The sequence below is a fragment of the Chryseobacterium subflavum genome, from assembly GCF_055762745.1.
Window position 1 is genome coordinate 223,312 of the sequence record NZ_JBVTMR010000002.1, and the last position, 26,827, is coordinate 250,138.

At 35.7% G+C, this 26,827-nt stretch carries 27 protein-coding genes; 15 read left to right on the top strand and 12 right to left on the bottom strand.

Annotation, left to right across the window (positions count from 1 at the left end; all coding sequences use genetic code 11):
• Window positions 1-19: 19 nt before the first annotated feature.
• On the bottom strand, window positions 20-277 hold the full coding sequence (gene rpmA, locus AC0INN_RS10270; RefSeq protein ID WP_007842221.1) for a 50S ribosomal protein L27: 258 nt from the start codon (window positions 275-277) through the stop codon (window positions 20-22).
• 18 nt (window positions 278-295) lie between these two features.
• The gene (rplU, locus tag AC0INN_RS10275; protein ID WP_273650157.1) at window positions 296-871 is read right to left on the bottom strand and encodes a 50S ribosomal protein L21; all 576 of its coding nucleotides are present in this window, start codon (window positions 869-871) and stop codon (window positions 296-298) included.
• Window positions 872-1,054: 183 nt separating this feature from the next.
• On the opposite strand from rplU, the gene AC0INN_RS10280 reads away from it, so the two are divergent.
• From AC0INN_RS10280 to AC0INN_RS10305, 6 genes are all read left to right on the top strand, one after another.
• On the top strand, window positions 1,055-1,939 hold the full coding sequence (locus AC0INN_RS10280) for a neutral zinc metallopeptidase (RefSeq protein ID WP_172281430.1): 885 nt from the start codon (window positions 1,055-1,057) through the stop codon (window positions 1,937-1,939).
• 111 nt (window positions 1,940-2,050) lie between these two features.
• Window positions 2,051-3,139 carry an acyltransferase family protein gene (locus AC0INN_RS10285; RefSeq protein ID WP_273650160.1) on the top strand — a complete coding sequence of 363 codons (1,089 nt, stop codon included), beginning with the start codon at window positions 2,051-2,053 and terminating at the stop codon, window positions 3,137-3,139.
• Between the two features lie 63 nt (window positions 3,140-3,202).
• On the top strand, window positions 3,203-3,781 hold the full coding sequence (locus AC0INN_RS10290; protein ID WP_273650162.1) for a MiaE family protein: 579 nt from the start codon (window positions 3,203-3,205) through the stop codon (window positions 3,779-3,781).
• Window positions 3,782-3,803: 22 nt separating this feature from the next.
• Window positions 3,804-4,421, top strand: a complete 618-nt coding sequence (locus tag AC0INN_RS10295; RefSeq protein WP_172281435.1) for a DUF502 domain-containing protein — start codon at window positions 3,804-3,806, stop codon at window positions 4,419-4,421.
• A gap of 87 nt (window positions 4,422-4,508) precedes the next feature.
• A complete protein-coding gene (locus AC0INN_RS10300) occupies window positions 4,509-5,885 on the top strand; it encodes a tryptophanase (RefSeq protein ID WP_273650164.1) in 1,377 nt (458 codons plus the stop codon).
• Between the two features lie 275 nt (window positions 5,886-6,160).
• Complete coding sequence (locus AC0INN_RS10305) at window positions 6,161-8,596, top strand: TonB-dependent receptor plug domain-containing protein (protein ID WP_306613076.1); 2,436 nt, start codon at window positions 6,161-6,163, stop codon at window positions 8,594-8,596.
• A 35-nt stretch (window positions 8,597-8,631) separates the two neighbouring features.
• Here AC0INN_RS10305 and AC0INN_RS10310 read toward each other — a convergent pair whose 3' ends face one another.
• Entirely contained in the window at window positions 8,632-9,849 is a 1,218-nt protein-coding gene (locus AC0INN_RS10310; protein WP_273650168.1) for a PQQ-dependent sugar dehydrogenase, read from the bottom strand.
• Between the two features lie 107 nt (window positions 9,850-9,956).
• Between AC0INN_RS10310 and AC0INN_RS10315 the strand changes: the two genes are divergently transcribed.
• The 4 genes from AC0INN_RS10315 to AC0INN_RS10330 are packed head-to-tail and all read left to right on the top strand — an operon-like array spanning window position 9,957 to window position 14,203.
• Entirely contained in the window at window positions 9,957-10,328 is a 372-nt protein-coding gene (locus tag AC0INN_RS10315; protein WP_172281443.1) for a BlaI/MecI/CopY family transcriptional regulator, read from the top strand.
• A gap of 2 nt (window positions 10,329-10,330) precedes the next feature.
• On the top strand, window positions 10,331-11,773 hold the full coding sequence (locus AC0INN_RS10320) for a M56 family metallopeptidase (RefSeq protein ID WP_306613079.1): 1,443 nt from the start codon (window positions 10,331-10,333) through the stop codon (window positions 11,771-11,773).
• 52 nt (window positions 11,774-11,825) lie between these two features.
• Window positions 11,826-13,817, top strand: coding sequence for an excinuclease ABC subunit UvrB (gene uvrB / locus AC0INN_RS10325; protein WP_172281446.1), 1,992 nt, complete (start codon window positions 11,826-11,828; stop codon window positions 13,815-13,817).
• Between the two features lie 5 nt (window positions 13,818-13,822).
• Window positions 13,823-14,203: a hypothetical protein gene (locus tag AC0INN_RS10330; RefSeq protein ID WP_273650170.1), complete on the top strand. Its 381-nt coding sequence runs from the start codon at window positions 13,823-13,825 to the stop codon at window positions 14,201-14,203.
• A 30-nt stretch (window positions 14,204-14,233) separates the two neighbouring features.
• On the opposite strand, the gene AC0INN_RS10335 is transcribed toward AC0INN_RS10330, so the two are convergent.
• From AC0INN_RS10335 to AC0INN_RS10355, 5 genes are all read right to left on the bottom strand, one after another.
• Entirely contained in the window at window positions 14,234-14,713 is a 480-nt protein-coding gene (locus tag AC0INN_RS10335; protein ID WP_273650171.1) for a cupin domain-containing protein, read from the bottom strand.
• Between the two features lie 9 nt (window positions 14,714-14,722).
• The gene (locus AC0INN_RS10340) at window positions 14,723-14,968 is read right to left on the bottom strand and encodes a DUF3820 family protein (protein WP_306613561.1); all 246 of its coding nucleotides are present in this window, start codon (window positions 14,966-14,968) and stop codon (window positions 14,723-14,725) included.
• Window positions 14,969-14,987: 19 nt separating this feature from the next.
• A complete protein-coding gene (locus tag AC0INN_RS10345) occupies window positions 14,988-16,073 on the bottom strand; it encodes an AI-2E family transporter (protein WP_172281451.1) in 1,086 nt (361 codons plus the stop codon).
• A 3-nt stretch (window positions 16,074-16,076) separates the two neighbouring features.
• Entirely contained in the window at window positions 16,077-16,811 is a 735-nt protein-coding gene (locus AC0INN_RS10350) for a beta-carotene 15,15'-monooxygenase (protein ID WP_172281452.1), read from the bottom strand.
• A 71-nt stretch (window positions 16,812-16,882) separates the two neighbouring features.
• Window positions 16,883-17,605 (bottom strand): hypothetical protein, encoded by a 723-nt coding sequence (locus AC0INN_RS10355; protein ID WP_273650172.1) that lies wholly within the window; start codon window positions 17,603-17,605, stop codon window positions 16,883-16,885.
• Window positions 17,606-17,653: 48 nt separating this feature from the next.
• On the opposite strand from AC0INN_RS10355, the gene AC0INN_RS10360 reads away from it, so the two are divergent.
• Both AC0INN_RS10360 and AC0INN_RS10365 read left to right on the top strand, forming a co-directional pair.
• Entirely contained in the window at window positions 17,654-18,631 is a 978-nt protein-coding gene (locus AC0INN_RS10360; RefSeq protein WP_273650173.1) for an aminodeoxychorismate synthase component I, read from the top strand.
• On the top strand, window positions 18,615-19,241 hold the full coding sequence (locus tag AC0INN_RS10365; RefSeq protein WP_273650174.1) for an aminotransferase class IV: 627 nt from the start codon (window positions 18,615-18,617) through the stop codon (window positions 19,239-19,241). The genes AC0INN_RS10360 and AC0INN_RS10365 overlap by 17 nt, the downstream gene beginning before the upstream one ends.
• On the opposite strand, the gene menD is transcribed toward AC0INN_RS10365, so the two are convergent.
• The gene (gene menD, locus AC0INN_RS10370) at window positions 19,238-20,914 is read right to left on the bottom strand and encodes a 2-succinyl-5-enolpyruvyl-6-hydroxy-3-cyclohexene-1-carboxylic-acid synthase (protein ID WP_273651068.1); all 1,677 of its coding nucleotides are present in this window, start codon (window positions 20,912-20,914) and stop codon (window positions 19,238-19,240) included. The two genes, AC0INN_RS10365 and menD, sit on opposite strands and share 4 nt — an antisense overlap.
• 86 nt (window positions 20,915-21,000) lie before the next feature.
• On the opposite strand from menD, the gene AC0INN_RS10375 reads away from it, so the two are divergent.
• On the top strand, window positions 21,001-21,951 hold the full coding sequence (locus AC0INN_RS10375; protein ID WP_273650175.1) for an isopenicillin N synthase family dioxygenase: 951 nt from the start codon (window positions 21,001-21,003) through the stop codon (window positions 21,949-21,951).
• A gap of 75 nt (window positions 21,952-22,026) precedes the next feature.
• Window positions 22,027-22,182 (top strand): hypothetical protein, encoded by a 156-nt coding sequence (locus AC0INN_RS10380; protein WP_172281461.1) that lies wholly within the window; start codon window positions 22,027-22,029, stop codon window positions 22,180-22,182.
• A 53-nt stretch (window positions 22,183-22,235) separates the two neighbouring features.
• Here the strand turns inward: AC0INN_RS10380 and AC0INN_RS10385 are convergent, their stop codons facing one another.
• Both AC0INN_RS10385 and AC0INN_RS10390 read right to left on the bottom strand, forming a co-directional pair.
• Window positions 22,236-23,282, bottom strand: a complete 1,047-nt coding sequence (locus AC0INN_RS10385) for a PA0069 family radical SAM protein (RefSeq protein ID WP_273650176.1) — start codon at window positions 23,280-23,282, stop codon at window positions 22,236-22,238.
• A 120-nt stretch (window positions 23,283-23,402) separates the two neighbouring features.
• Window positions 23,403-23,597 carry a hypothetical protein gene (locus AC0INN_RS10390; RefSeq protein ID WP_172281465.1) on the bottom strand — a complete coding sequence of 65 codons (195 nt, stop codon included), beginning with the start codon at window positions 23,595-23,597 and terminating at the stop codon, window positions 23,403-23,405.
• 173 nt (window positions 23,598-23,770) lie between these two features.
• Between AC0INN_RS10390 and AC0INN_RS10395 the strand changes: the two genes are divergently transcribed.
• A complete protein-coding gene (locus AC0INN_RS10395; protein ID WP_273650177.1) occupies window positions 23,771-24,121 on the top strand; it encodes a hypothetical protein in 351 nt (116 codons plus the stop codon).
• A 22-nt stretch (window positions 24,122-24,143) separates the two neighbouring features.
• Here the strand turns inward: AC0INN_RS10395 and AC0INN_RS10400 are convergent, their stop codons facing one another.
• Window positions 24,144-26,804 (bottom strand): AsmA family protein, encoded by a 2,661-nt coding sequence (locus AC0INN_RS10400; RefSeq protein WP_273650178.1) that lies wholly within the window; start codon window positions 26,802-26,804, stop codon window positions 24,144-24,146.
• Between the last annotated feature and the right edge of the window lie 23 nt (window positions 26,805-26,827).

Below are 26,827 nucleotides of genomic sequence, written 5' to 3' on the forward strand. Positions count from 1 at the left end.
ATTTTATAGAACGCTTAAATTAAGCGTTTGGTTCTACAGATACAAAAGATCTGTTATTTGCTTTCTTTCTGAAAACTACTTTACCGTCTACTAATGCAAACAAAGTATGGTCTTTACCCATCCCCACGTTTTCACCTGGGTGGTGTTGAGTACCTCTCTGTCTGATAATAATATTACCGGCAATAGCTTCTTGTCCACCGAAAATCTTTACACCTAATCTTTTAGAGTGAGATTCTCTACCGTTTTTGGAACTACCGACTCCTTTCTTGTGTGCCATTTTATTTGTAGATTATTATTATTTATTAAGAGCTTTAAATTGATCAATGTTCTTAACGATAGCAGCATCTACTTCTTCGTGAGTAAGAACTTTTTTCTCTAATTCAACTTTAACAGCTTTTCCTAAAGTAATTAAAGTTTCTCTGTTTTCTTTAGACTGAGACAAATTGTGTTTCTTTAAGTGATAGTTCAACTCATGATCTTCACCAAAGTTAACAGTTGCGTTGTCTGAAAGAACTTCAGCCTTTACTGTTTCTTTTTTAGCTGCTTTCTTTGCACCTCCTTCAAATCCAGTGATTCCTGTAATTTGAATTTGAGTTAAAGATTGTCTATGACCGTTTTTCACTTCATAACCTTTTCTTCTTTTCTTTTTGAAAACGATTACTTTATCAGCTTTAACATGGTCTAAGATCTCCGCTTCTACAGTGATCCCGCTTACAGCTGGGGCGCCTACAGTGATTGTACCGTTTACAGTAAGAAGAACTTTATCGAAAGAAACTTTTCCTCCTTTATCTCCTTTTAAACGGTGTACAAACAACTTCTGGTCTTGCTCAACTTTGTATTGAAGCCCTGCTATTTCTACAATTGCAAACATTGTTTATAAATTTTTAGTTATTTCGAGGTGCAAATATACAAATTATTTTATAAACTGCTTACAATCAAAACAATATTTTTCACTATAAACACTTTTTCACCAACGAAGGAATAATTTTAACTATTTATATATTAATTATCTAAAAAATAATTTATACCTTCGTTTTCACCAAAAAAATATTTTATGAAAAGAAACTTTAAATTCTGCTTTTTAGCAGGAGCTATTGCTGTATTATCTTTATCAGCATGTAACGACGACAAAATGGAAGACAACGTCTTACCAAATTCATCCACTGAAAATGCTAAAATTGAACAACCCGGAGACCTTCAGAGAAGCTGCTCTTATGTTGATCAAAACTGGAGTTCTACAGCAGTCCTTTTAACCGGCTTACAAACGAGTGCCGACACCAACTTCATGAACGGGCAAATGACAAAAATTGCCAGTATGTGGGGAAGAAGTAACCCAACATTGCGATTTGTAAACGATCCTTCCAATTTCAACTCCACCTATAATGCTATTTCCTACTCTACAGGAAAAATCTATTATGGTTATGCGATCTACGCTGATGCAAAAAATAAAGGCGGAGATATCGTGAATGCTATGATCCTGGCACATGAATACGGCCACCAACTACAATATGCGTTTAACCTGCCTTCTGTAAATGAATCTACAGCAAGACCTAATGAGCTTGAAGCCGATGGTTTTGCAGGGTATTATCTAAGAAGACCGAACGGGTATAACAAAACTCAATTCTCTGAAATTGCAGCAGCCTATGAATTTGCACAAAGCATCGGAGATTATCAGACCTCAAGTTATAACCATCACGGAACTCCTCCTCAAAGAAGATCTGCTGTTCGTTTAGGCTTCCTGCTTGGACAGTACAGTTTATCTGCGGCTGATTTCGACTATAACTTCTTTTATTACTATCAAGGAGTCCTTAACGGAACCTATAAAATGGGGAAAAATTCAAGAAATCCTGAAATTGACGCTTATATGAGCCAATATATGGACGAGTTAAGAAAAATCCAAACCGGAGAAATTTCTGCAGAAGAGTTTAGAAAACTTTAAACATTCATTATTAACATATTTAGGAAAGGAGGTAAAGTTCGCTTTACCTCTTTTTTATTTTTAAAATTATTTCCAAACTTTATCTATTTTTGAACTTTATCAATTACCATAATGAACAGGGATCTCTACATTGATTTTGCAAAAGGATTAGCAACGCTTTCCATTATATTCATCCACACAGCATTCTGGTCGGGGCAGTTTTATATCCCGGCGGAAGTCAGGGTCTTTTCTTTAGTATTTGATGTAGCTTTGTTTTATGCATTAAGTGGAATTACATCCGGAACCAATATTGAGAAAACGTTCTACCGCCTGCTCAAACTACAAATCACCTATATGATTTTTGTAACATTCCTGTTTTTCCTGGATTACTTTTTTAAAGTTTTCGGGTTAAGCTTTTTTTCTGTAGAATGGTTGCAAAACTTTTACTCTACATTCGGCTCAAAATACGCGACAACAAATATATCTACGGAACCTCAATGGCAAAATTTAGGGAACTGGTACCTCCATCAATACACCAATGCCGATACATTCCCCGTAGTAATGGGAAGCTTCTGGTATTTAAAAGTATACTTTATATTAGCTGTTTTCGGTGTATTGATTTTAAGATTCTTCTCTAAACATATTAATTGGTTTATAGGACTGTGTATTGCTTTGACACTAATATTTAATTTATTTCCGTGGTTTTATCCAACAGGCCAGGTGGGATATGTTGCTTTTTATCTTGCGGTTTTCTTAATTGCCAATAGAATGAAGGGAAAGAAAATCCCTTCCCGTATCATCCCCGCACTTTATGCAGCGGTTGGAATTCTGCTAATCTGGATGTTCTGGTATTATGGAAGCGAAATATTTTACAAGATCAATAAAAATAAGTTCCCTCCTAAAACTCCCTATATCATATGGACCCTGTTTTCACTGGTTACGTTATTTGTTTTTTATAACAGATTAAAGATCACAAAAGAAAATTTTATTACTTATATCGGAAAGAATGCAATATTCTTTTATTTTGCACAGGGAATAAGTTCTTCTCTTGTTTATTTTTTAGTCGTTCATTTCAAGCAAGATGTACCGTGGTGGATATTAATGATTTTAATCTATATAACGAATATTATCCTCGCAACAACGATTGCAGGATTTTTAATGAAAGTAGATCGTTTAGGGTGGAATATTTTAGAATTTTTACGAAGAAAGACCGCTTCTTAAATAACTGGAATAAAACAAGATTTGTTATTGTAATTTACTTTAAATTTACAGAAATTTTAAAACATGTTTAAGTTGAAACTTCCCACGGATCCAAGGTGGGCAAATATTGCGGAAGGAAACATTGAAGAAATTTTAACCGATCATGCCTGGTGCGAACAAAAAGCAGCTACAAACGCTATCGGATTGATTACGATGCTTCCGGAACACCCTGAAATTGTAACCGAACTTCTTGCTATTGCACAGGAAGAATTGGATCATTTCAATCAGGTTCATGAGATCATCAAGAGCAGGGGATACAAGTTCGGAAGAGCAAGGAAAGATGATTATGTAAATGAATTGATGAAGTTCATTATCCAGGGCAGCAGAGAAGATCTTATCGTTGATAAAATGTTATTTGCCGCTATGATAGAAGCAAGAAGCTGCGAAAGATTTAAAGTCCTTACAGAAAATATCAAAGATGAAGAGCTTAAAAATTTTTACAGGGACTTAATGATTTCGGAGGCTAACCATTATACAACTTTCATTAGTTTTGCAAGACAGCTTGGAGATCCCGAAAAAGTAAACAAACGCTGGGAGGAGTGGCTGGAATATGAAGCTAAAATTATTAAGTCATACGGCAATAAGGAAAGCATACATGGCTAAACAAAATTAGTAACTGAATACGTTGAAAAAACTGACTTTCGAAAATATCGCCAATTTTTTCCTGAAAAATTTCTTTCAGGGACTTGTTATTATCGGACCTATCGGGCTAACGATATTTGTCATATGGTATGTTGTCACGTCTATTGATAATATAATTCCATCTGTGGCAAAAGAAATACCGGGTTTGGTTTTTGTATCAACTATTTTAATCACCGCACTTTTGGGCTACCTGGGTAATAAATTCGTTGTGGGAAGATTTTTTTTCGACACAATGGACAGCCTGTTGGAAAGAACACCGGGGGTAAAACATATTTATACGCCAACTAAAGATGTAATGTCATCATTTGTTGGTGACAAGAAAAAATTTAATGATCCTGTATGGGTAAAAACCAATGAGCATCCTGAGATCTGGAGAATTGGTTTTTTAACCCAGAAAGAAATGGCAGATGTGGATAAACATAATTATGTTGCTGTTTATCTTCCTCACTCCTATGCTATTTCCGGATGGGTAATTGTTACGGAAGAAAAAAACATCAAACCTGTAGTGGGAATGTCTGCTGCTTCTGCAATGAAATTTGCAGTGAGTGGTGGTGTAGCCGGTTTCCACTCCGATGAAAATATATTTAAAGCGCCTGAGTAGTATTCTCCTGCTCCTTTAAATATATACTGATGAATTGAAATTATTTTCAAACAAATTTTCTTTACAAAACAATAAAATACTTAACTCATGAATTTACCGTACGCGGAACCTTTCCGCATTAAAATGATTGAAGAAATCCGTCAATCAACAAGAGAAGAAAGAGAGCAGTGGCTTAAAGAAGCCAATTACAACTTATTCAACTTAAAATCATCACAGGTTTTTATCGATTTACTAACCGATTCCGGAACCGGAGCCATGTCGGACAGACAGTGGGGAGCATTAATGACCGGTGACGAAAGCTATGCCGGTTCCCGTTCTTTCGACCAACTTCACAATACTGTAAAAAATATAACCGGATTTCAATATCTTTTGCCCACTCACCAGGGAAGAGCAGCTGAAAACGTGCTGTTTTCTGTTCTGGTAAAAGAAGGAGATATAGTTCCCGGAAATTCCCATTTCGATACTACAAAAGGACATATTGAGTTTCGCAAAGCACATGCAGTAGACTGCACAATTGATGAAGCATTTGATATTAATGATCTACATCCGTTTAAGGGAAATATTAATCTTGAAAAGCTGGAAGAGATTTACAAAAGCTATCCAAAAGAAAAAATCCCTTTTTGTTTAATTACCATCACCTGTAATTCTTCAGGAGGTCAGCCAGTTTCTCTGGAAAATATGAAAGCAGTAAGAGAACTTTCCAATCAATACGGAATTCCTGTTTTTTTCGACTCTGCAAGATTTGCTGAAAACGCTTATTTCATTAAAAAAAGAGAAAAAAGCCAGGAAAACAGAAGCATTAAAGAAATCTGCAAAGAGATCTTCTCATATGGTGATGGAATGACCATGAGCTCCAAAAAAGATGGATTGGTAAACATCGGTGGTTTCATCGCATTGAATAACGAGGAGGTTTTCAGAAAGGCTTCCAATTTTACAATTATCTATGAAGGCTTCATAACCTACGGAGGTATGGCCGGAAGAGATATGGCAGCATTAGCCGTTGGACTGGATGAAGCTACGGAATTTGCTTATCTGGAAAGCAGGATCTCCCAGGTTGAATATCTTGGAAATAAGCTGATTGAATACGGAATTCCTGTGCAAAAGCCTATCGGAGGACATGCCGTTTTTATTGATTCTTTAAATTTCCTTCCAAAAGTATCAAGGGAAGAATATCCGGCACAGACTTTAGGTCTTGAAATCTACAAAGAAGCTGGCATCAGAACGGTTGAAATCGGCACCTTGCTAGCAGACAGAGATCCAGAGACAAGACAAAACCGTTATCCGAAATTGGAGCTGGTTCGATTAGCAATTCCTAGGAGAACCTATACGAATAATCATATGGATTATATTGCTGCAGCGATCAAAAACGTTTATGAACGCCGTGATGAAATCGCAAAAGGATATAAGATAACATGGGAGCCAGATCTTTTAAGACATTTTACTGTTCAATTAGAAAAAGCATAAAAATTAAAACCGGAGTAATTCCGGTTTTTTCATTTTATATACATATACGAGAATAAATTGTTAAAAAAAATCGTAATAAGGAAAAATACACAACATATCATTTATGTATTTTACGATTTTAACTAATTTTTACTATTTGATTGAAAATTTTCATATAATTATGCATCGCATCCATTTTTCATAACACTTTTCAAATAATAGTGATTTTTTCTGATGATTTAAAAACAAAAATCAATACTTTTGATTGAATTACCAATCTCAGAAACTCAATATATATGAAAATTAAATATCTAAGCGCTTTATTTCTGGGCAGCACTGCGGCTTTATATTCGCAGCAAATCAATGACACCATTTCTAAAGAAGCAAAAATTGAAGAAGTAGCTATTACGGGGAGCCGAAACAAAAAAAGAACAGTAATAGACACTCCTGTTCCCATCGATGTTATTGACATCAAACAGGTAAGTCAATCTACAGGGCAAGTTGAAGTGAACCAGCTCCTGCAGTTTTCGGCACCTTCATTTAATTCCAATAAACAATCGGGGTCAGATGGTGCAGATGCTGTCGATCCAGCCACTCTCAGAGGATTGGGACCAGACCAGACTTTACTTTTATTAAACGGCAAAAGATACCATCAGTCTTCACTGATCAATCTTTTCGGAACTAAGGGAAGAGGAAACACCGGATATGACATGAACACCATTCCGATCGGAGCTATTAAAAGGATTGAAGTCCTTCGCGATGGAGCTTCCGCTCAATACGGTTCCGATGCTATTGCAGGCGTTATCAACGTCATCTTAAATGACCGAGATAAAGGCTTTGAAGGAAATGCATTTTACGGGATGAACCTTTTTAAAAGTCCCGGAGATAAAGATGTTGTATCAGATCATAAAATTGACGGGCTTACTTTTGATTTTAACGGAAATTATGGAACAAAAATAGGATCACAAGGAGGATTTGCAAATTTTACCGCAGAATTCATCAATAAAGAATATGCAATCAGAAATGCTAATCCTACGGTTTATGATGCCCCAAGACAACGTTTTGGAGATGCAAAATCACAAAATGTATATTTCTTTGGAAATATTGAAGTTCCATTATCAGATAATATAAAATTTTATTCTCATCCCGGGTTTTCCCATAGAAATACAGATGCTAATGCATGGACCAGAAAAGCAGATGCAGATGGAAACATACCGCAGGTTTATCCAAATGGATTTAACCCTATTCAGGATACAAGCATCACAGATTTTACATTTGATAATGGTTTAAAGTTTAAAGTTGCAGGTTGGGATGCCGATGTTTATAATGCCTTTGGCAATAACAGATTTACGTACCAGATAGACAATACAATTAATGCTACATTAGGTATAAAATCTCCTACAAGTTTTAACGCAGGAGGGCACTCGTTACTTCAAAATACAACAGGATTTAATGCAACGAAACAATTTGGAGTGTTAGAAGGACTAAATATCGCTTTCGGATCTGAGTTTAGGTACGAAAAATTTAATGTTATAAGGGGGCAAGAAGCATCTTATGCAATGTATGATGTCAACGGGAACATTGTAACTTCAAATACAGATCCTAGTCTTTTAGTAATAAATCCTTTAACAGGCAACATCAGACCTGGAGGCTCCCAGGGCTTTCCCGGATATTCTCAGGAAGTTAATAAAAGTAGAAATAATTTTGCAGCCTATATCGATACCGAGCTTGATATTACCAAAAAATGGATGGTTAGTGCAGCAGGTAGATTTGAAAACTACAGTGATTTTGGAAGTACCATTAATGGGAAATTTGCAACAAGATATGCGATAACTCCTCAATTTGCACTTCGAGGTTCAGTTTCAACAGGGTTCAGAGCTCCTTCGTTAGCTCAAAAATATTATGCGCTTCAATTCACGAATTTTCAGGGAGGTAATCTTGTAACGATCCAATTAGCATCAAATGACAGTGATTTAGCTGTAAAATCCGGGATATCTCAATTAAAACAAGAAACATCTCTTAACGGGAGTGTAGGGTTTACATTCAACACGGGAAAGTTTACTGCAACTGTTGATGGGTACTACATTAATGTAAAAAACCGAATTGTATTGACAGGTAACTTTGCCAGAACAGACCTTCCACCTGATGTTCAGGCAGATTATCCTTATATTGATCAGGCACAATTTTTTTCCAATGCCATAGACACAAGAACAAAGGGTGTAGATGTTATATTAAGCTACAATGAAACACTTGGAAACGGAAGATTAACCACAACTTTAGCAGGAAACTACAACGAAATGGAGATCACATCTGTAAACGTTTCAGAAAAATTAAAAGGAAAAGAAGATATATATTTAAGTGCGCGTGAACGTGCTTTTATCCTCGCCTCAGCTCCGAAGACTAAAATTAATTTAAATGTTAACTATAAAATTAACAAGTTCAATGCTAATATACAGTTGGTTAGATTTGATAAACTCAAATTAATTGGCTACAATGGCCCTGATGATTATCAGACCTACAACGCTAAAGTAACCACTGATCTATCTTTCGGGTATGATTTTTCAAAAAATATTAGTTTAACTATTGGAAGTAAGAATTTATTCAACAGATATCCCACTTTACAAAGAGAGGCTGTTTCTGCAGGAAATACAGAATCCGGTGGTATTTTCGATCCTGTTCAGATGGGCTTTTCCGGAAGACAGGCTTTTGCAAGATTTAATTTCAGATTTTAAATAAAAAAGGCTCCGGATTTATCGGAGCCTTTTTTTTATTTCTTAGAAATTTTATATAATTTCCCACTGTCGGTAACAGCATAGATGTTTCCGTCTATTCCATCCAACACATCCCTGAATCTTTCTTTCTGATCAGCAAGCAAACGTTCTTCTCCAACCACTTTATTATCTTTCATCACAATCCGGTTGATGTGTTCACCACTTAAGCAGCCAATAAACAAATTACCTTTCCACTCATCTATATTTCCTGTATAAAAAGTAACACCACTTGGAGAGATTACCGGATCCCAGTAATAAACAGGTTGCTCCGTACCCTCTCTCTGGGTAATTCCCTCTCCCACTTTCGCTCCGGAGTATTCAATACCATAGGTTACGTCACCCCATCCATAATTTTTACCCGCTTGAATTAAGTTAATTTCATCACCTCCCCTTGGACCCATTTCCACATCCCATAAGGACCCGTTGGGATCTATTGCCAAACCTTGCGGATTTCTTATACCATAGGCATAAATCTCATGTTTAAATCCGGCCTTTCCGATGAATGGATTTCCCGGAGCGGGTTTTCCTTCTTTTGTTATTTTAAGGATTTTACCTAAATAATTATCCGTTTTCTGGGCATACACCCTGGTTTCTTTATCTGATCTTTCTCCGGTACTTACAAACAAATTCCCATCTTTATCAAAGGCCAATCGGCTTCCGTAATGTTTATCTCCGTCATATGATGGTTCAGCACGGAAAATGACTTTTACATCTGATATCATTTTTAAATCTCCTGAAAGTTTACCTTTTGCTACAGAGGTCAGATTACCCTTCCCAAAGGGTTCAGAAAAACTAAAGTAAATAATACTGTTATTTTTAAAATCTGGATCCAGTGCAACATCCAGCATTCCTCCCTGTCCTTTTGCATCGACTTTAGGAAATCCTGATATCTTAGAAATCTGCTTCCCATCTTTAGAAACAACATTCATAAACCCGGATTTTTCAGTGATCAAAAATCTCCCGTCTGGTAAATTAATAATTCCCCAAGGTCTGCCCAGATCTTTATTTAAAACCTCAACATTGTAGGGTGTAGATGTCTTTACAGCCTTAATTCTGGTTTGTCCTGCAAAGGCAGGTTTATAGTCTGAATTAGGCTTTTCTGTTTCCACACTTCCATCACTGCTGACCTTTTGAGCATTGACGTTATTTTTCTTGCATGAAGATAAAACTAAAAAAAGACTAATGATTGGTACATAAAACTTATTGAATTTCATAGCGTTGTGATTATTGGTTAAAAAAACAATGGAAAAATAGTGCCATAAAATTTGTTGATTTAAAATTTTATTCTACATTTGTAGAACAACATTTCAAATTGTAGAATATGAAAGAAATAAAATTAACAGATTCGGAAAAAGTTCTCATGGAGATCATCTGGGATAAACAGAAAGTATTCATGAAAGATATTCTGGATCTTTACCCGGAACCCAAACCTGCATCCACTACAGTAGCTACATTGCTTAAAAGAATGCAGAATAAAGATCTGATAGGATACACATTATATGGAAATTCCCGTGAATACTACCCAAAAGTAGCTAAAGGAGAATATTTCAGGGAAGAAATGACTTCCATGATTGACCGCTTTTTCAACAGCTCCGTGACCCAGTTTGCTTCATTTTTTACATCCAACACAAAACTAACCCAGAAGCAATTGATTGAACTGCGCGAAATAATTGATCAGAAAATAAAAGAATAAAGATGCTTTACATTTTTTTTAAAATTGTTTTGTGTTCTTCACTTTTTATTGGAGTGTACCATTTGTTATTGGAAAAAGAAAAAACGCACCACTTTAACAGGTTCTTTCTGCTTTTTTCCCTCGCATTTGCCTATACGGTTCCTTTTATCTCAATCACAGCAAAAGGTCCCGTTACAACAGAAAGTCCACAACTAATTTTTGAAGAAACCACTCAACAGATATTAAGCCTTCCGGCTAAGGAAGAAGCTTTTGAATGGACCAATATTCTTTGGATTATATATGGAGCTATTACTTTAATGCTTTTAGTAAAGGCATTGCTCTCAATTTTAAAAATCCGGAATATAAAAGGAAAAGTAAGATATCAGGAAGGGTATAAAATAATCATCTCTGAGAATAACCTCTCCCCATTCACCTTTGGAAAAACTATTTACCTGGGGAAAAATTATCTTATTAACGACCAAATTGATCCAAGGATATTCTTACATGAAAAAAGCCATCTGGATCAAAAGCATAGCTGGGATCTATTCCTGATCGAGTTTTTAAAGGTAATAACATGGTTTAATCCTGCCCTCTTTTTCTACAGAAGAGCAATGATCACCAATCATGAATTCTTAGCTGATGACCGCGTATTGAAAAACAATTTCAATATCAAAGATTATCAAAATCTGATACTCGATGAAATAATTGATTCTCAAAAATTTGATTTCACACACTCATTTAATTTCAACAACACCAAAAAACGATTTATTATGATGAACACTAAAAAAACCAAATTCGCAGGCTTAAAAAAAGCCATTACCATCCCTATACTCATAACAGCCTTTGCCTTATTTGTCCAAAAGACCTATGCCAGCAATTACGTTTCAGGTAACGGTACACCCATGGAAGAATATGCAGTAGAATCCTTCAGTACTTTACAAGAAATATCTTCTAAGCAGAGTAGGAAAGATCACCAAAGTATTACGGACACCATTCGCCCCACAAAAAAGGCGAATGTAAAAAAGGCAAAAATCAATAAAAATAGCGCACCTCCTCCTCCATCTCCTCCTCGTGTAGAAAAAAATGGATCTAAGAAAGCAAACATGAGTGGAGATCAGAACATCCCACCACCTCCGCCTCCGGCGAGCACTTCTTTTATCCAGGCAGAATTCCCTCAGGGAATTAATGAATTCCGAAACAAGGTGGCAAAAAATTTTAACGGTAGTGTATTTAAAGGAGATGAAGGCCGGCTCCAATCTAATGTATTCATTTCAATAAATGCCGAAGGGACAGTAGAAAAAGTAGTGGCAGATGGAAAAAACAAACTTTTTAATGACGAGAGCGTAAGAGCCATTAAAGCCTCTACAGAAAATATCAACTGGAAACCCGCACTGGCAGATGGTAAACCCGCACCAACGGTTTTTAAGCTGCCATTAGCTATGATATTTGAAAATAAGAAAAAATGATAATAATTATGAGAGTCCTGAAAAGGACTCTTTTTTTTTATAAATTTGATGTATGAATTTTAATCTTCATTCAGAATATAAACCTACCGGCGATCAGCCTCAGGCCATTGAAAAGCTTACCGAAGGCATTGAAATCGGCGAGAAATATCAAACCTTATTAGGGGTTACAGGATCCGGAAAAACATTTACCATTGCTAATGTCGTGAATAATGTTCAGCGGCCAACTTTAGTTTTAGCTCATAATAAAACTTTAGCAGCTCAGTTATTCATGGAATTTAAAGAGTTTTTTCCTGAAAATGCGGTAGAATATTTTGTGAGTTATTACGACTATTATCAGCCCGAAGCTTATATTGCCACTACCGGAACTTATATAGAAAAGGACCTCAGCATTAATGAGGAAGTAGAAAAACTACGTCTTTCCGCAACGGCAAGCTTATTATCCGGAAGAAGAGACGTTCTCATTGTAGCTTCAGTTTCGTGCATTTACGGTATCGGGAATCCAACTGAATTTCATAAATCACTGATCTCTATCGGAATCGGCGAGAAAGTGACCCGAACAGCTCTTCTTCATTCTTTGGTAAGTGCTCTTTACGCAAGAACCCTGAACGAATTCCAAAGAGGGACCTTTAGGGTAAAAGGAGATGTAATAGATGTTTTTCCTGCTTATGCCGATGATGCGATAAGAATCCAGTTTTTTGGAGACGAGATTGAAAAAATCCAAAGTTTTGATCCTGTTACCGGAAATGTAACTTCCAATTTTGAACAAATTCAGATTTATCCGGCCAACCTATTTGTAACTTCAAAGGAGACCTTAAACGGAGCGATAAGAAACATTCAGGATGATATGGTCAAACAGGTAGACTTCTTCAACTCAATTGAAAAACCTCTGGAGGCAAAAAGGCTACAGGAAAGAACAGAACTTGATCTTGAAATGATCAAGGAACTTGGCTACTGCTCAGGAATAGAAAACTATTCAAGATACCTGGATGGTAGATTACCCGGCTCCCGGCCTTTCTGCCTGATTGATTATTTTCCAAAGGATTTTCTGATGGTCATTGATGAAAGTCACGTTACTGTTCCTCAGGTTCACGCGATGTATGGCGGAGACAGAAGCAGAAAAGAAGCCCTGGTAGAATATGGCTTCAGACTGCCGGCAGCAATGGATAACAGGCCCTTGAAATTCGAAGAATTTGAAAGCATGCAGAATCAGGTGATCTATGTGTCTGCTACGCCTGCAGATTACGAACTTGAAAAAACGGGAGGAGCTTATATTGAACAAATTATCCGTCCTACCGGGCTTTTAGATCCTGTAATAGAAGTTAGACCTTCGCTTAACCAGATCGATGACCTGATGGAAGAAATTCATAAGCGCGCTGCAGCAGACGAAAGAGTACTGGTGACTACATTAACCAAAAAAATGGCTGAAGAGCTGACCAAGTATTTTACAAAATTTGGAATCAGAACACGATATATCCACTCAGACGTTGAAACATTGGAGCGTATCCAGATTATGCAGGACCTTCGATTGGGAGTTTTCGATGTTTTAATTGGTGTTAACCTTTTAAGGGAAGGACTGGATTTACCTGAAGTTTCACTCGTAGCCATATTGGATGCAGATAAAGAAGGAATGCTAAGAAGCAGAAGATCAATGATCCAGACGGTCGGAAGAGCCGCAAGGAATGTCAATGGTAAAGCAATTATGTATGCCGATAAAATCACGAAATCTATGCAGGCTACTTTAGATGAAACGGAATATCGCCGATCAAAGCAGATGAAGCACAACGAAGAAAATGGCCTGGTTCCGACTGCTTTAAATAAAAAAATCTCTGAAAATCTAGTAGGACGAAGCAAGGACTTCCCGGATGAAAAATATACCCACAAGGAAATTTTACAGAAAGTTGCTGAAACCAAAGCAAATTATGCAAGCGGAGATATTGAGAAAATAATTGAGCAAAAGCAGAAGGAAATGGAAGCTGCAGCAAAAAATCTTGATTTCATAAAAGCGGCAAAACTTCGTGATGAGATTGCAGGTTTGAAAAACTAACAACAATGGAAACAATCATCATTATTTGTGGAATTTATTCTTTATTACTTGGTGGGTTTCATTTATTTTTCTGGACGTTTTTTAATTGGAAAAAGGATTTGTCAAAACTTTCTCAGATTAACAAAGGAATAATGCAAATCTTAAATATCCAGATGATTTTTGTTTTCTTTGCCACAGGGTTAATATGTCTTTATTTTAATAAAGATATCTTAGAAACAAACTTTGGTAAATATTTTTTATTCGTGAATTCAGGATTTTGGGCTCTAAGAATAGTCAATCAGTTTCTTTTCTTAAGAATAAATGATTACAGGATTCATTTATTAACTTTTGCTTTTTTTATTGGTTGTGTTCTCTTTCTAATTCCTGTAATTTATCAAACCAACTAAATAGTTAATGAGAATTTGCCTACACGATCATTAATGTGTAAACTCTTCAATAACTTCTTTTAAATCAGGATATTGTTGAAATAATACACTTCTTTCTGCTAGTTCAAAATCTAAAAAATCAAATCCCGGAGCAACAGTGCAGCTTACTAATGAGTAACCTTTTCCGCTTGATATTTTTGCCGCAAACCATGTATCTGCATCAATTTTTGCTTGTGGTACCTCGCCGTTTTCAATTGAATTCCCCAGGATAATGGTCTGTAAATTTCCGTCCTTAATAAAAACAATTTCCAAAGGTTCACCCTGGTGGAAAAACCAAAGTTCATCAGACTTGATCCGGTGAAATGAAGATTTATTTTCATTTTCCAGCATGTAATAAATAGCTGTACTTACGTTTCTTACACTCCCCTCTTTTAAGGTTAATGTTTGTTCACTCCTATATGTTTCTTTATAATATCCTCCTTCCGGATGTGGCTCCAACTTTAATGTTTCCACCAGTTTTTTAGAATCCATACGTATAGTTTAAAATTTATAGGTCTTATTTTTAGGCGATACGTACAACTGCCTGATCGGAGTGAGCAAATCCATCAGCCCATTCAGTTTTATTTCATAAATGGTTGAGAGCTGCATTCCCAATTTTCCTTTGGGCATCCCCTGCCTGTTAAACCACTCCAGGTAACTTACCGGTAAATCTGCAAGTATTGTCCCTTCATATTTTCCAAAAGGCATTTTTACAATACAAATTTCCTTTAGTATTTCCGAATTTATTCCTTCCACAATTATAATATTATAGTATTAAGTCCACATTGTCCACATCATCATCTTTATCCGGTAATTGCAGGTCGGGATGTGTTTCGTTATCTGAAAATTCATTCCTGTATACCTGAATAAGTAGAAGGGTAAGAGAAATCAGGATAGGCCCAAAAATAAGACCCATAAAGCCAAAAAGATTCATCCCCATAATAATTCCGAATACGGTATTCAGCGGATGGATATCTTCCAGTTTTTTCAATAAAGTAAAACGAAGTAAATTATCTGTTAGGCCTACCACAACAAGACAGTACGCTGCCAATCCAAGGCCCGGTCCTGTATCCCCCACGGCTATCATATAAATACAAACAGGAATATACACAATTGCAGCCCCTACAACAGGAATCATAGATCCCGCAGCAGTTAATGCAAAAAGAAGAACAGGGCTTGGTGCTCCGAATACGAAATAACCAATCAATGCAACCACCCCCTGGCCTATAGCTACAACAGGAATTCCTATTGCATTAGCTATGATGAGTTTTCTCATTTTCTCTCCTATCAAAGAGACATTAGCTCTTTTTAAAGGAGCCGATGAAGTAAGTATCTTTTCAAATAATCTGGGCTTTTCCAGAAGGAAATAAAGAATAAAATACATGGACATAATTACCGTAAGCGTATTAAATGTTCCGCTTAAGGCAATGGTAGAAACCTTTCCAACAGAGCCTTTTACTTTATCCATATTCTCCTTGCTCAGGATATCAAATCCAAATTTCTTATCAATGTAAGTATGTATTTTCTCAAGAAACACATTGAATTTCGCCATATAAGCCTGTGCATTCCCGAGCTTATCTATTAAAAGATCCGCAATAAAATAAATGGGTAAAATCAGAATAATGAGGCTTGCCAGCATCAGTACAAATGAAGCCAGCCAGGGTTTCCATTTTTTTACTTCCTGGAGGTAAAAATTATATTTTCTGCAAACGACATAAATTGTAATGGCTCCTAATACGGAAGGAATAAATAGTGCAAGATTAAAACAAATCAGCCCTGTCAATACCAAAATTATAGCCAACAGGAAAACCTGTTTTATTGCAACCCCGCTTATTTGTTTTTCTTTATTCATATATTATTTGAACATTATTTGCCTTGGTTTCCCCAGGAAAGCACAATAGGCTGAGTACATTACCACCATGATGAACGGAGCGGTAATAATAACTCCTATAAAGCAAAGTACAATACCTGCAAATGATATTAAAAACCCTACAATAGTAGTGCCAAGGAAAGTTCCGTAGTTTTCTTTTGCGATATTGAATGATTTCCCCAGAGCTTCTGTAGCTGAAGCATTTTCAAATAATAAAATAGGATACCCTAGCAACAGTAAAGGATAAACAAAGAAGAACGGGAAAAAGCATATAGAAATCGCTATACTGGATATAACGCCCGATATAAGACTGTATATCAATATATTCACGAAATTCTGGCGATATCCGATAAATAGATCCGAGAATTCTATTGCATTTTTTGTGTTGTATTTATTTACAATATAGATCAATCCCACATATAACGGAGCCAGAAGAATTCCCAGCAATCCTGATAAAGTAAGATATAAGGGAAATCCGGGTGCATTCCAATAACTAAAAGCGGAAATATCATCCCCTGCATTTTTCATCTCTTCCACCATGGAAGCAGAATTGAAGCCTGTTACAGACTGAATAATAAATCCCCCGATAAGATATACTATCATAGCAACTATAGCATAAAGAAATACCCCTTTATACATTTCAAAGGCATGAGAAATAATTGATCCGGTATCCCTGTTGGGAACAGAACCTTGCTGATCAAATTCGTCGAATCCAGACATGGCTTAATTTTTTTAATGTTTTACCAAATTTAATTTTTTTTGATAAAAAAAGCATTAAGCAATGCTAAAATTTAATTTTTTTCTGAAAAAACAGTCTTGTATAGTGAATATATAATTGCATTCCAAAAAGGAAATGTAAAAAGTCCTCCCACCAGAAACAGAGCAAATCCGGCATATTTAAAAATAAATGCTACGATAATACATACTGCAATTTCTACAAAGTACATTTTCAAAGCTTTAAAGTTCAATGTAATTGCTTCAAAAATTCTTTTATCAGCAAAAAACATAAGCGGAGCAACAAAAATGGTTACAAATACCCACGCAACACCAAGGATAATAGTTTGTGCAGTTAAAAGATAAATGAAAAACCAGAATAAAAAGTAACTGATATATTTAAAGAAATTTAGTCCGTTATATCCCGCAAACAGATCCCCCAACACTATTTTTTCATTAAGGTCCATTTTTCTGAAAATCTGGAAAAATCCAAGGTTCAGAGGATAAAGAAAAACAATGATCCCCAGTATTCCATAACTGAATTTCTGATAGTTCTCGGTTGCACTCATCGCGGCCGCTTTTTCCATATAGACTTTGGTACCCAAACGAAGTGCTTCAGACAACTCCTGGCTCTGCTCCCATATTCCAAACCGGGAAGCGAAGAAAAACATTCCCGTAAAAAATATAGCAAAGTAAATAATGGAAAACATCAGTTGAAAAATCAGAGTTTTATTCCAATAGAAAAATGCCTGCTTCAGTATAAAATCAATTCCCGGTTTCTGCGGATATTTGTTCTGCATGTAAAAATATTTTGTGCAAAAGTAAACATCAATAAGTACTTTTGTCGAATGTTTTCAATGAATCATCAAAAATTTATAGAAATGGATGAGCTTTCTATCCGGAAGACTCCTTATTTCTTCATCATCGACTTCTTGTGTGAAAATGTGGAAATCTACTTAGAAAACGAACTTGATAAATCGGGTTTACAGATTGATTTTCAATCATTTTCAACGCTAAAAAAGAGCAAGACCCTTGACAAAAAAATTGAATGGAAGTCCTATCCGGAAACATTAGAGAGCTTTAAAGCAGGATTTGATAAAGTTCAGAAAAATATTCGTCTAGGAAACTCTTATCTAATTAATTATACAAGAAAAACTCAAATTGAAACAAATTTATCCCTAGAAGAAATATTTCTTCACTCCGATGCGAAATATAAAGTTTTTTATAAAGATTTTTTCGTATTTTTTTCTCCGGAAACTTTTGTAAAGATCATTGACGGTAAAATTTTCACATATCCAATGAAAGGAACCATCGATGCCTCTCTTGAAAATGCAAAAGAAATCCTTAAGAATGATAAAAAAGAAAAAGCCGAACATTATACGGTTGTAGATTTGCTAAGAAATGATCTAAGCATGGTGTCAGACGAAGTAGAAGTAACTCATTTTCAGAATATTGACCTGATTAAAACGCAACAAAAGAACCTATATGCCATGAGTTCTGAAATTGTAGGAAATATAAAACCTGAATTTGAAGGCAAAATTGGAAGTATCATGAAAACTCTGCTTCCTGCAGGTTCTATCTTAGGTGCTCCAAAACCAAAGACACTGGAAATCATTCTAGATGCCGAAGGCTATGGAAGAGGATATTATACGGGCGTATGCGGCTGGTTTGATGGTAAAAATGTAGACAGTTGTGTAATGATCCGTTTTATTGAAAAGGAAAACGACACTTTATATTTTAAAAGTGGTGGCGGAATAACGCATATGAGCAAATTAGAAGATGAATATCAGGAAATGAAAAACAAAATTTATGTTCCAATTTATTGAAAGTATTAAAGTTGAAGATCAGGAAGTTTTTTTGTTAGATCTTCACCAAAAAAGGGTGAATGAAACCTTTGCACACTTTGGGAAAGAAGGATCAATAGATCTTTCCAAATTGTTCAAAAGCCTCAACCATGATGAAGACGGCCTTTTCAAATTAAGAATTGCTTATGATCTGGACAAGAAAGTCAGAACACAAATGATTCCTTATGCCATTCCGGAAATATTAGACTTTCAATTGGTAGAAAATAATACTTTTGACTATTCATTTAAATTTGAAGACCGTAAGGAACTTGAAAAAATGAAGATGAAATCTAAAGCCGAGGAAATTATCATTGTCAAAAACAACCATATCACCGACACTTCGTTCTCCAATATTTTATTTATGAAGGGTAAAGAATGGTTTACTCCTTCCACTTACCTTTTGAACGGTGTCCAAAGACAGAACCTGTTAAAGAAAAAGAAAATAAAGGAAACGGAAATCACCTTACAAAACATTAAAGAGTTTTCCCATTTCCAATTGATCAATGCTTTGAATGACTTCGATGATATGTTTATCTATCCGATTGCCAGGATTAACAATTTACCCGGCAACGAAGAGTATCTGGATCTTTAGCTTTCTTTCATAAATTCAAAATACCCCTTAAGGACATCTGCACTGTTGGTTCCATGGGTATTGATTTCCAGAATCTTAGGCAAAGTATCGGGTTTGAAAAAATTGTCTAAAACCCGGTCTAACGTTCTGTCATCTTCCACTTTGGTGTAAGAAAACCCAAAATGCTTCGCAAGATGTTCAGCATTTTTATGGTGTTTTGTTGCTATAAACTCATCGAGCGTATTAGGATTGGCATTGCCAGGTCCCGGAATAATTTTAAAAATATTTCCTTCTCCGTTATTAAAGATGATAATCCTTACAAAAGGCGGGATATATTGATTCCACAAGCCATTAATATCGTAGAAGAAACTCAAATCTCCTGTAATTAATAAAGTAGGATTGGAGTTTTTAATGGCAAACCCCATTGCAGTTGAAGTAGAACCATCAATTCCGCTTGTTCCTCTGTTACAATACATTTTTCTCCTGCCAAAATCAAATAATTGAGCATATCTGATACCTGAACTATTGCTGAAGTGGATATTATAGTTCTCCGGTACGGTTTGTGAAGCCTTGTTAAAGAAATAAAAATCCGAAAACTCAACAAGGTTTAAGAACTTCTCGTGTTTAGCATCTTTCTTATCTCTAAGAACATCCCAAAGGTTATAATATGGCCTTGGCTCAAGATTAATAAACTTCAATAACTTAGAAAAGAATACTTCCGGTTTTACCTCTATTTTCTCTGTTAAAGAAAAATAAGTATCCGGCTGCCAGACTTCATCAAGATGCCAATGCTGCTTTGGGCGGGCTTTTCTTAAAAATTGTTTCACTTTTTTGGAAACTACGTTCTGCCCTACCGTGATCAATAAATCCGGTGCATATTTTTTATAATCTTCTTCAGTAAAATTAAAGATATAACGGTCTATAAATCTAAAGAATTTTTCATGGTATACATTTGAATTCGCCTCACTCAAAACAACCGCTGTGTGGTTTTTAACCAATTGTGACAGCTGATTTTCAAGCTCAGGAATATAATCCTTTGTCCCCACCAGGATCATGATACGTTGTGAAGTATTCCAATCCGCTACAAGATTCGAAGGAATTTCATATTCTTTCTTTTTAATCGTTTTTTCCACGGTTGGAAAAGTAGGAAGTTCAGAAACCAATTCATATAAAGGTTCTTCAAGAGGAATATTGATGTGCACAGGACCTTGTTTTTCAAAACAAAGCTCAATCGCCTTTTTAATCATTTCAAAATTGATATCCTCTGCATTTTCTTCTTTATCCTCTAAAAGCTGGAAGTCTCCATAGGAATGCTGATGAAAAATATTATTCTGACGGATCGTCTGTCCATCAAAAATATCTACGAAATCCACTGGTCTGTCAGCAGTTAACACCAACAGGGGGACATTCTGATAAAACGCTTCCGTTACAGCAGGATAATAATTAACTGTTGCAGAACCACTGGTACAGGTAATGGCCACCGGCTTTTTTTCGCTTTTAGCCATCCCAAGTGCAACAAAGGCAGCACTTCTTTCATCTACAATGCTAAAACAGTTAAAATGATCAATCTCTGAAAAATGAATTGCAAGGGGTGCATTTCTCGATCCGGGAGAAATAACAACATCTGAAATCCCGTACTGCTGGAGAAGATTTGCCAATATCTGAATGCTTCTCTTAGAAGAATATTTTTTCATATCACAAATGTAGTTCATAAATACTTAATTGTAAAATCATTTAATTTAAAAAAGACGTAATTTAGCGCCACGTTAAATTTCTAAAAATGGATAAAATACCTAGTGTAGACCTGCGTGATTTCCTTTCGGACAACCCGGAACGCAAACAGAAATTTGTAAATGAAATCGGAAAAGCTTACGAAGAAATTGGTTTTGTTGCTCTAAAAGGGCACTTCCTTGATGACCAGTTGGTAGGCAATCTTTATGGAGAGGTAAAAAACTTTTTTGATCTTCCTACGGAAACAAAACAGAAGTATGAAATTCCTGGTATCGGAGGACAAAGAGGTTATGTAGGATTTGGTAAAGAAACCGCGAAAGGTTTCAAAAAAGGAGACTTAAAAGAATTTTGGCATTTCGGGCAATATGTGTCTGATGATTCCAAATACAAAACGGAGTATCCGGACAATGTTATCGTTGAAGAACTTCCGGAATTCAACAAAGTAGGTAAAGAAACATACCAGATGCTTGAAAAAACAGGAAAATATGTTCTGAGAGCTTTGGCATTATATCTTGGTCTGGATGAATTTTATTTTGATGATAAAATAGCAGAAGGAAACTCTATTTTACGACCTATCCACTATCCACCAATTACCCAGGAACCGGATGATGCTGTAAGAGCTGCTGCTCATGGTGACATCAACCTGATCACCCTTCTGATGGGTTCTCAGGGGAAGGGACTTCAGGTACAAAACCACGATGGCGATTGGATTGATGCCATTGCGGAACCGGATGAACTGATGATCAATGTAGGAGATATGCTTTCAAGGCATACAAACAACAAATTAAAATCTACTATTCACAGAGTGGTAAATCCACCAAGAGAATTGTGGGGAACTTCAAGATACTCAATTCCTTTTTTTATGCATCCGGTAAGTGGGATGTCTTTGAATTGTCTTGAAAATTGTATAGATGAAAACAATCCGAAATTGTACGAAGATACGACTGCCGGAGAATTCTTACATGAAAGACTGATCGAGCTCGGATTAATTAAAAAATAATCTATATTTTTAATTTTTTCATTTCAAATTTTAATTATATATTTACTTTAGTGTCAAATTTTTAATTAAAACAATATGAAAAACTTAAAAAAACTAAACAACAGCCAATTAAAAGCAATTTCAGGAGCCGGGATCAAACCTGTAGAAGAATTCTGCATGTATTACTGTAACGGAGTTGTTATCTGTGCAACCTGCAGTGATGATTTCAAGTGTCCTGTTGATTCAATGTAATTGAAATTAAAAGTCATAAAAAACCGCTCCATTTACGGAGCGGTTTTGTTTTTCTATTCAAATAGCCTCAGTTGCTGCTCTTTTGTTCCGGTGAAGTTTTTTGTAGATAGTTTAGGAAATTCTTTTCCATCAAAATACTTTTTCCTGCCAATTTTAAAAGTATTATGGATCATCTCAGCGATATTCCCCTCTCCTTTTTGCCTTTCAAAATACCTTTTATCTCCCAATTTTCCGCCCCTCATGGAACGTATAAGATTAAGGACCTTTTGTGCCCTGTCAGGAAAACTGGCTTCTATCCATCTCACAAAAACAGGCTCTACCGTATCATTCAGCCTTACCAGGGTATAACCAAAGCTTTGCGCCCCTGCTTCAGAAATTGTTTTTAAAATATGTAATGGTTCGTCACTATTGAGTCCCGGAATAATTGGGGCCACCATCACATTAACAGGGATCTTATGCTGCGACAGAACTTCTATTGCCTTTAATTTATTATTCGCGGAACTGGTCCTCGGTTCCATCTTTCGCCGCAATTCTTCATTAATGGTTGGAATACTCAGAGAGACAGAAACCAGGTTTTGTTCTGCCATAGGTTGCAAGAGATCGAGATCACGTAACACCAATGCATTTTTTGTTAAAACATTGACAGGATGTCTGTAATCGAGACAAACTTTCAGAAGCTGTCTTGTAATCTCAAATTGTCTTTCAGCAGGTTGATAACAGTCAGTATTGCCCGAAAGTAAAATCGGAGCTGCCTGGTATCCTCTTTTTTGGAAAAATTTTTCCAGCAATTGTGGAGCATTTTTCTTTACCATGATCTTCCGTTCAAAATCAATTCCTGCGCTATATCCCCAATATTCATGAGTGGGCCGCGCAAAGCAATACGCACATCCATGCTCACATCCCTGATAAGGATTCATTGAATATTCCATTGGAAGATCTTCACTTTTCACCTGATTAACAATTGTCTTGGGAAAAACTTCAGTGAAAGATGTTTTTATTGTTTCGAAATCTTCATCCTCAGGCTCAAAGGTATACCTGTCGAAACGATTGATTACATTTCGCTGAGCTCCCTGACCTTTTATGATATTTTCGTTCTGCATCCTGATGTAAAATTAGATGGCTTTGATCAAAAAGTAATGAGTTTTAACACTAAAGTTTTCCACAAAAAAACCGACCCCTTTACAGGCGCCGGTTTTAACATAATTAGATATATTGTTTTACTACTTCATTGCATAAAATTCGACACCATGATATTCATCTTCATGATCCTTTCCATCAAAGTGTCTGTGATAATCTGAATAATAATCACTGTATTTTTTATCTTTTTTATTTAAAATCTTTTTTATTCCTAAGAAACTTAATACTGCCAAAAGTCCTACACCTCCTGCCAATAAAACTCCAATTTCCTTTTTCATATTCTATTCGATTTAATACTTTCACTACAACAAAAAATGTACCTTTTCCATTTTATTCAATTATAAATTTTGTTAACATTAAAAAATCATTTCAGACGAAGAATATTTTATCCAGGCTACAAAATGATTGAATTAATGGTTTAATTATTGTACTAACGTTTAAAAGTATAATTATGGATAATTCAGAAAACATCGACAGAATGACCACATTAAGCCAGGTAATGAAGACCTTGTCAGAAAGAGGTATACAAAGGGAATTCAGAATGAACGAATCGAGCGAGATGAAGTTTGAAAATTCAGAAAAAAAATACCAGCCGTCTGATCTCACCATCTTAAAAACTTACCGTTTTGAAGGAGATAGTGCTCCTGATGACAATGCAGTTTTATATGTAGTTAAAGATACAGCAGGAAATATCGGAATGATCATAGATTCTTATGGTGCCGACAGCAATTATCCCGGAGAAAAATTTGATGAATTCTTAAGAGACATTCCGGTTCAGGAAAGTGACGAATTCAACTTCTAAAATAAATTGATCAAGCCCGGAATTATTCTTTTTCGGGCTTTTCCTTTTTCTTAAAAACATTTTTCAGAAATCCTTTTTTCTTTTCTTCTTCAGCCTGAGGAGAATCTTCTTTTTTTAGTTCTTCCTTATGATCACTTGATACGGTTTGTTTTATATCCTTAATACTTGTTTTAACATCATTCACTGCCGCAACTGTCTTTTTAACTGCTTTTTTAGCTTTATCCGTATTAACTCCTATCAGCGTTTTCTTCAGCCCTTCCTGAATCCCTTTCCAGAATAAATTAAAAAAGGATTTGGTAGGATCCCGTTCTACTTTTTCCACTGTTACAGATTCCGGAAACTGCCCAGAATTTGATTTGATAAACAAATTCGCTACCGCAGTTAAAAACCCTTTCTTTTCCTTATTCTCTTTATTTAAGATGGCAATTTTCAGATCTTTATGCTTCAGGTTAAAAGTTCCGCCAAGTCCTGCAGGATTTCCTTTAAAATTGAAAAGCATCTCCTGTATGGTTCCTGTAGCTGTTATATGAAGATATGGCCGGATAAAAGGATTGATTCCCTGCGCAGGAAGATTAACAGCCTTTCCTGAAATTGTAAAATCATCATGCTGATTGGCGACATCAAAATTCCAGTTAACTCCCAAAGGAGCAAGGTTCATGAATGAGCAGTCTATTTTAATATGCACCTGGGTAGGTTTTCCTTTCAACTTTGCTGAATTAAGGTTTTTGACATTCATATTAAAGTTACTGAATGTCAGTTTTCCAGGTCCTGAACTTTCAGGCGTATCTTCTTCATACACCAAAACAGAATTCTTTAAGTCCAGATTATTAATATACATTGGTATTTTTATAGACCGAAGCATCCTTGAATACAAAGGTTTTTCTTTTGGATCGTCTGCAGGAATCTTGCTCCTGAAAATATTGGCATCAGCAGATTGAATGACAACATGGGAAGCATTAATAAATTTATTGCCGGAAAATAAATCCCAATTCCCTTCCGCGGTAATCTGACCCGCTTTCAGATCATACAAATCTCTTTCAACAGGAATCATTTTAATAAATTGCGCTCTTGATACAAGAGGCTTCATGACAAAATTACTGATCTGAACTTTGTTTTTACTGACATTCAAAGAAGCAACACTCATGTTATAAAACTTCGTCCTGTAAGCAAAGTTCTTTGTTGTAAGCCCATAATCTTTTACCGTTAATCCAATGCCTTCATTATTTGCTTTAGGCTTAAGTTCTATTCCATTTATTGTAGCATTCAGATCATTAAAACTTAACGGCTGATTTCCTTTCTCATAAATGATATTTGAGTTTTTTACAATTACCTTTCTTACGATGACAGGAAACTGAATTCCCTTTATTTCAGATTTCTGCTTTTGAGCGACTTCACGGGTTTTTATTGTACCATGCACTCCATTCACCAGGATATCTTTAATATCGAGATTAAGTTTTTTATCGATAAATTCCCATTTGTTGATATTAAAAGCAACATGGTTCGCCTTAAGATCCATTGATGTTTTTGAATCTGTTGGTAATGCAGTAATATCTCTTATCTCTCCACTCTTTGGGTTTAGTGCAATGCTGCTAACCTTAATATTCTGCTTGCCCGCATAATAAATATTTCTGCCGGAAAAGTTAAAATTTTTATACCCTACAGGAATAATATTCTCAGCAGACTCTTTATTAAATACAAACTTATTGATATTAAGGTTCAAACTTTGAGCAGACAAAAGTTTATTACCATCCGGTTTAATAATCCGTACTTCACCGTTTCTCAATACAACATCTTCGAGGTTCACTTCAAAACTGAAAGGTTTACCTTTTTTTGGGGCCGGAGCTCCGGTATCATATACTAGCAATATCGGATCAAGGAGGCTTGCATTAGCAAGAGAAATATTATTTTTCTTTAAAACAACATCCTTAAATTCCATTCTCTGAATGTTGAACTGGAATAATTTATTTTTCTGGGGATAAAATCTTTTGAACTGATTGATAGTCAATAACGGCAACAGCTTAAAATCTTCTACCCGCATTTGCCCGTTTGTGGTTGTTATTTTGTTGATTTTTATGGCATAAATATTATCCGGGCGAAAGAAAAAATCTTTTCCTTTGATATCATACCGATCAAACACCACGGGTAATTTGTCTTCTACAGACTCCTCAGTCATCTGAAGGTTTTCGACAAATAAATTAAACTCCTTAACTCCTACAAACTTTTGTTTTGTGTGTCTGAATACGTTAATGTTCCCGTTGTTGATCCGTATATTCTCAAACAACACCGGGTTACGCTTCTTTCCTGTCTTTTTATCTATGGGCTTAGCAAGCGTAATATTCAGATTGGGTTTCACCAACGAAAGATCCTTTGAACTGATCTTCTTATTAAATAAGGCATCATAAATCCCGAATCTACTGATCTTCAAGGTATCTATTGTCCCTTGCAGACCTATCACATCCGTATTTTGTGGGTTTTTACTATTAACTGTTATTCCTTGGGCCAGGATATTTCCACTTCCCAAATCCACATCGAGCTTCTTGTAGGAAACCTTATAATCTGTATTGTTCTTGATATATTTAGGAAGCTGGGTTTTAAGCCAGATATTTAATCCGAGGTTAGCCAGCAAAAAAATGACAGCTAATACTCCCAGGCTAATCAATAGCTTTTTAACCCATTTTTTCATATTTGCGATTTCAGGTAATTATA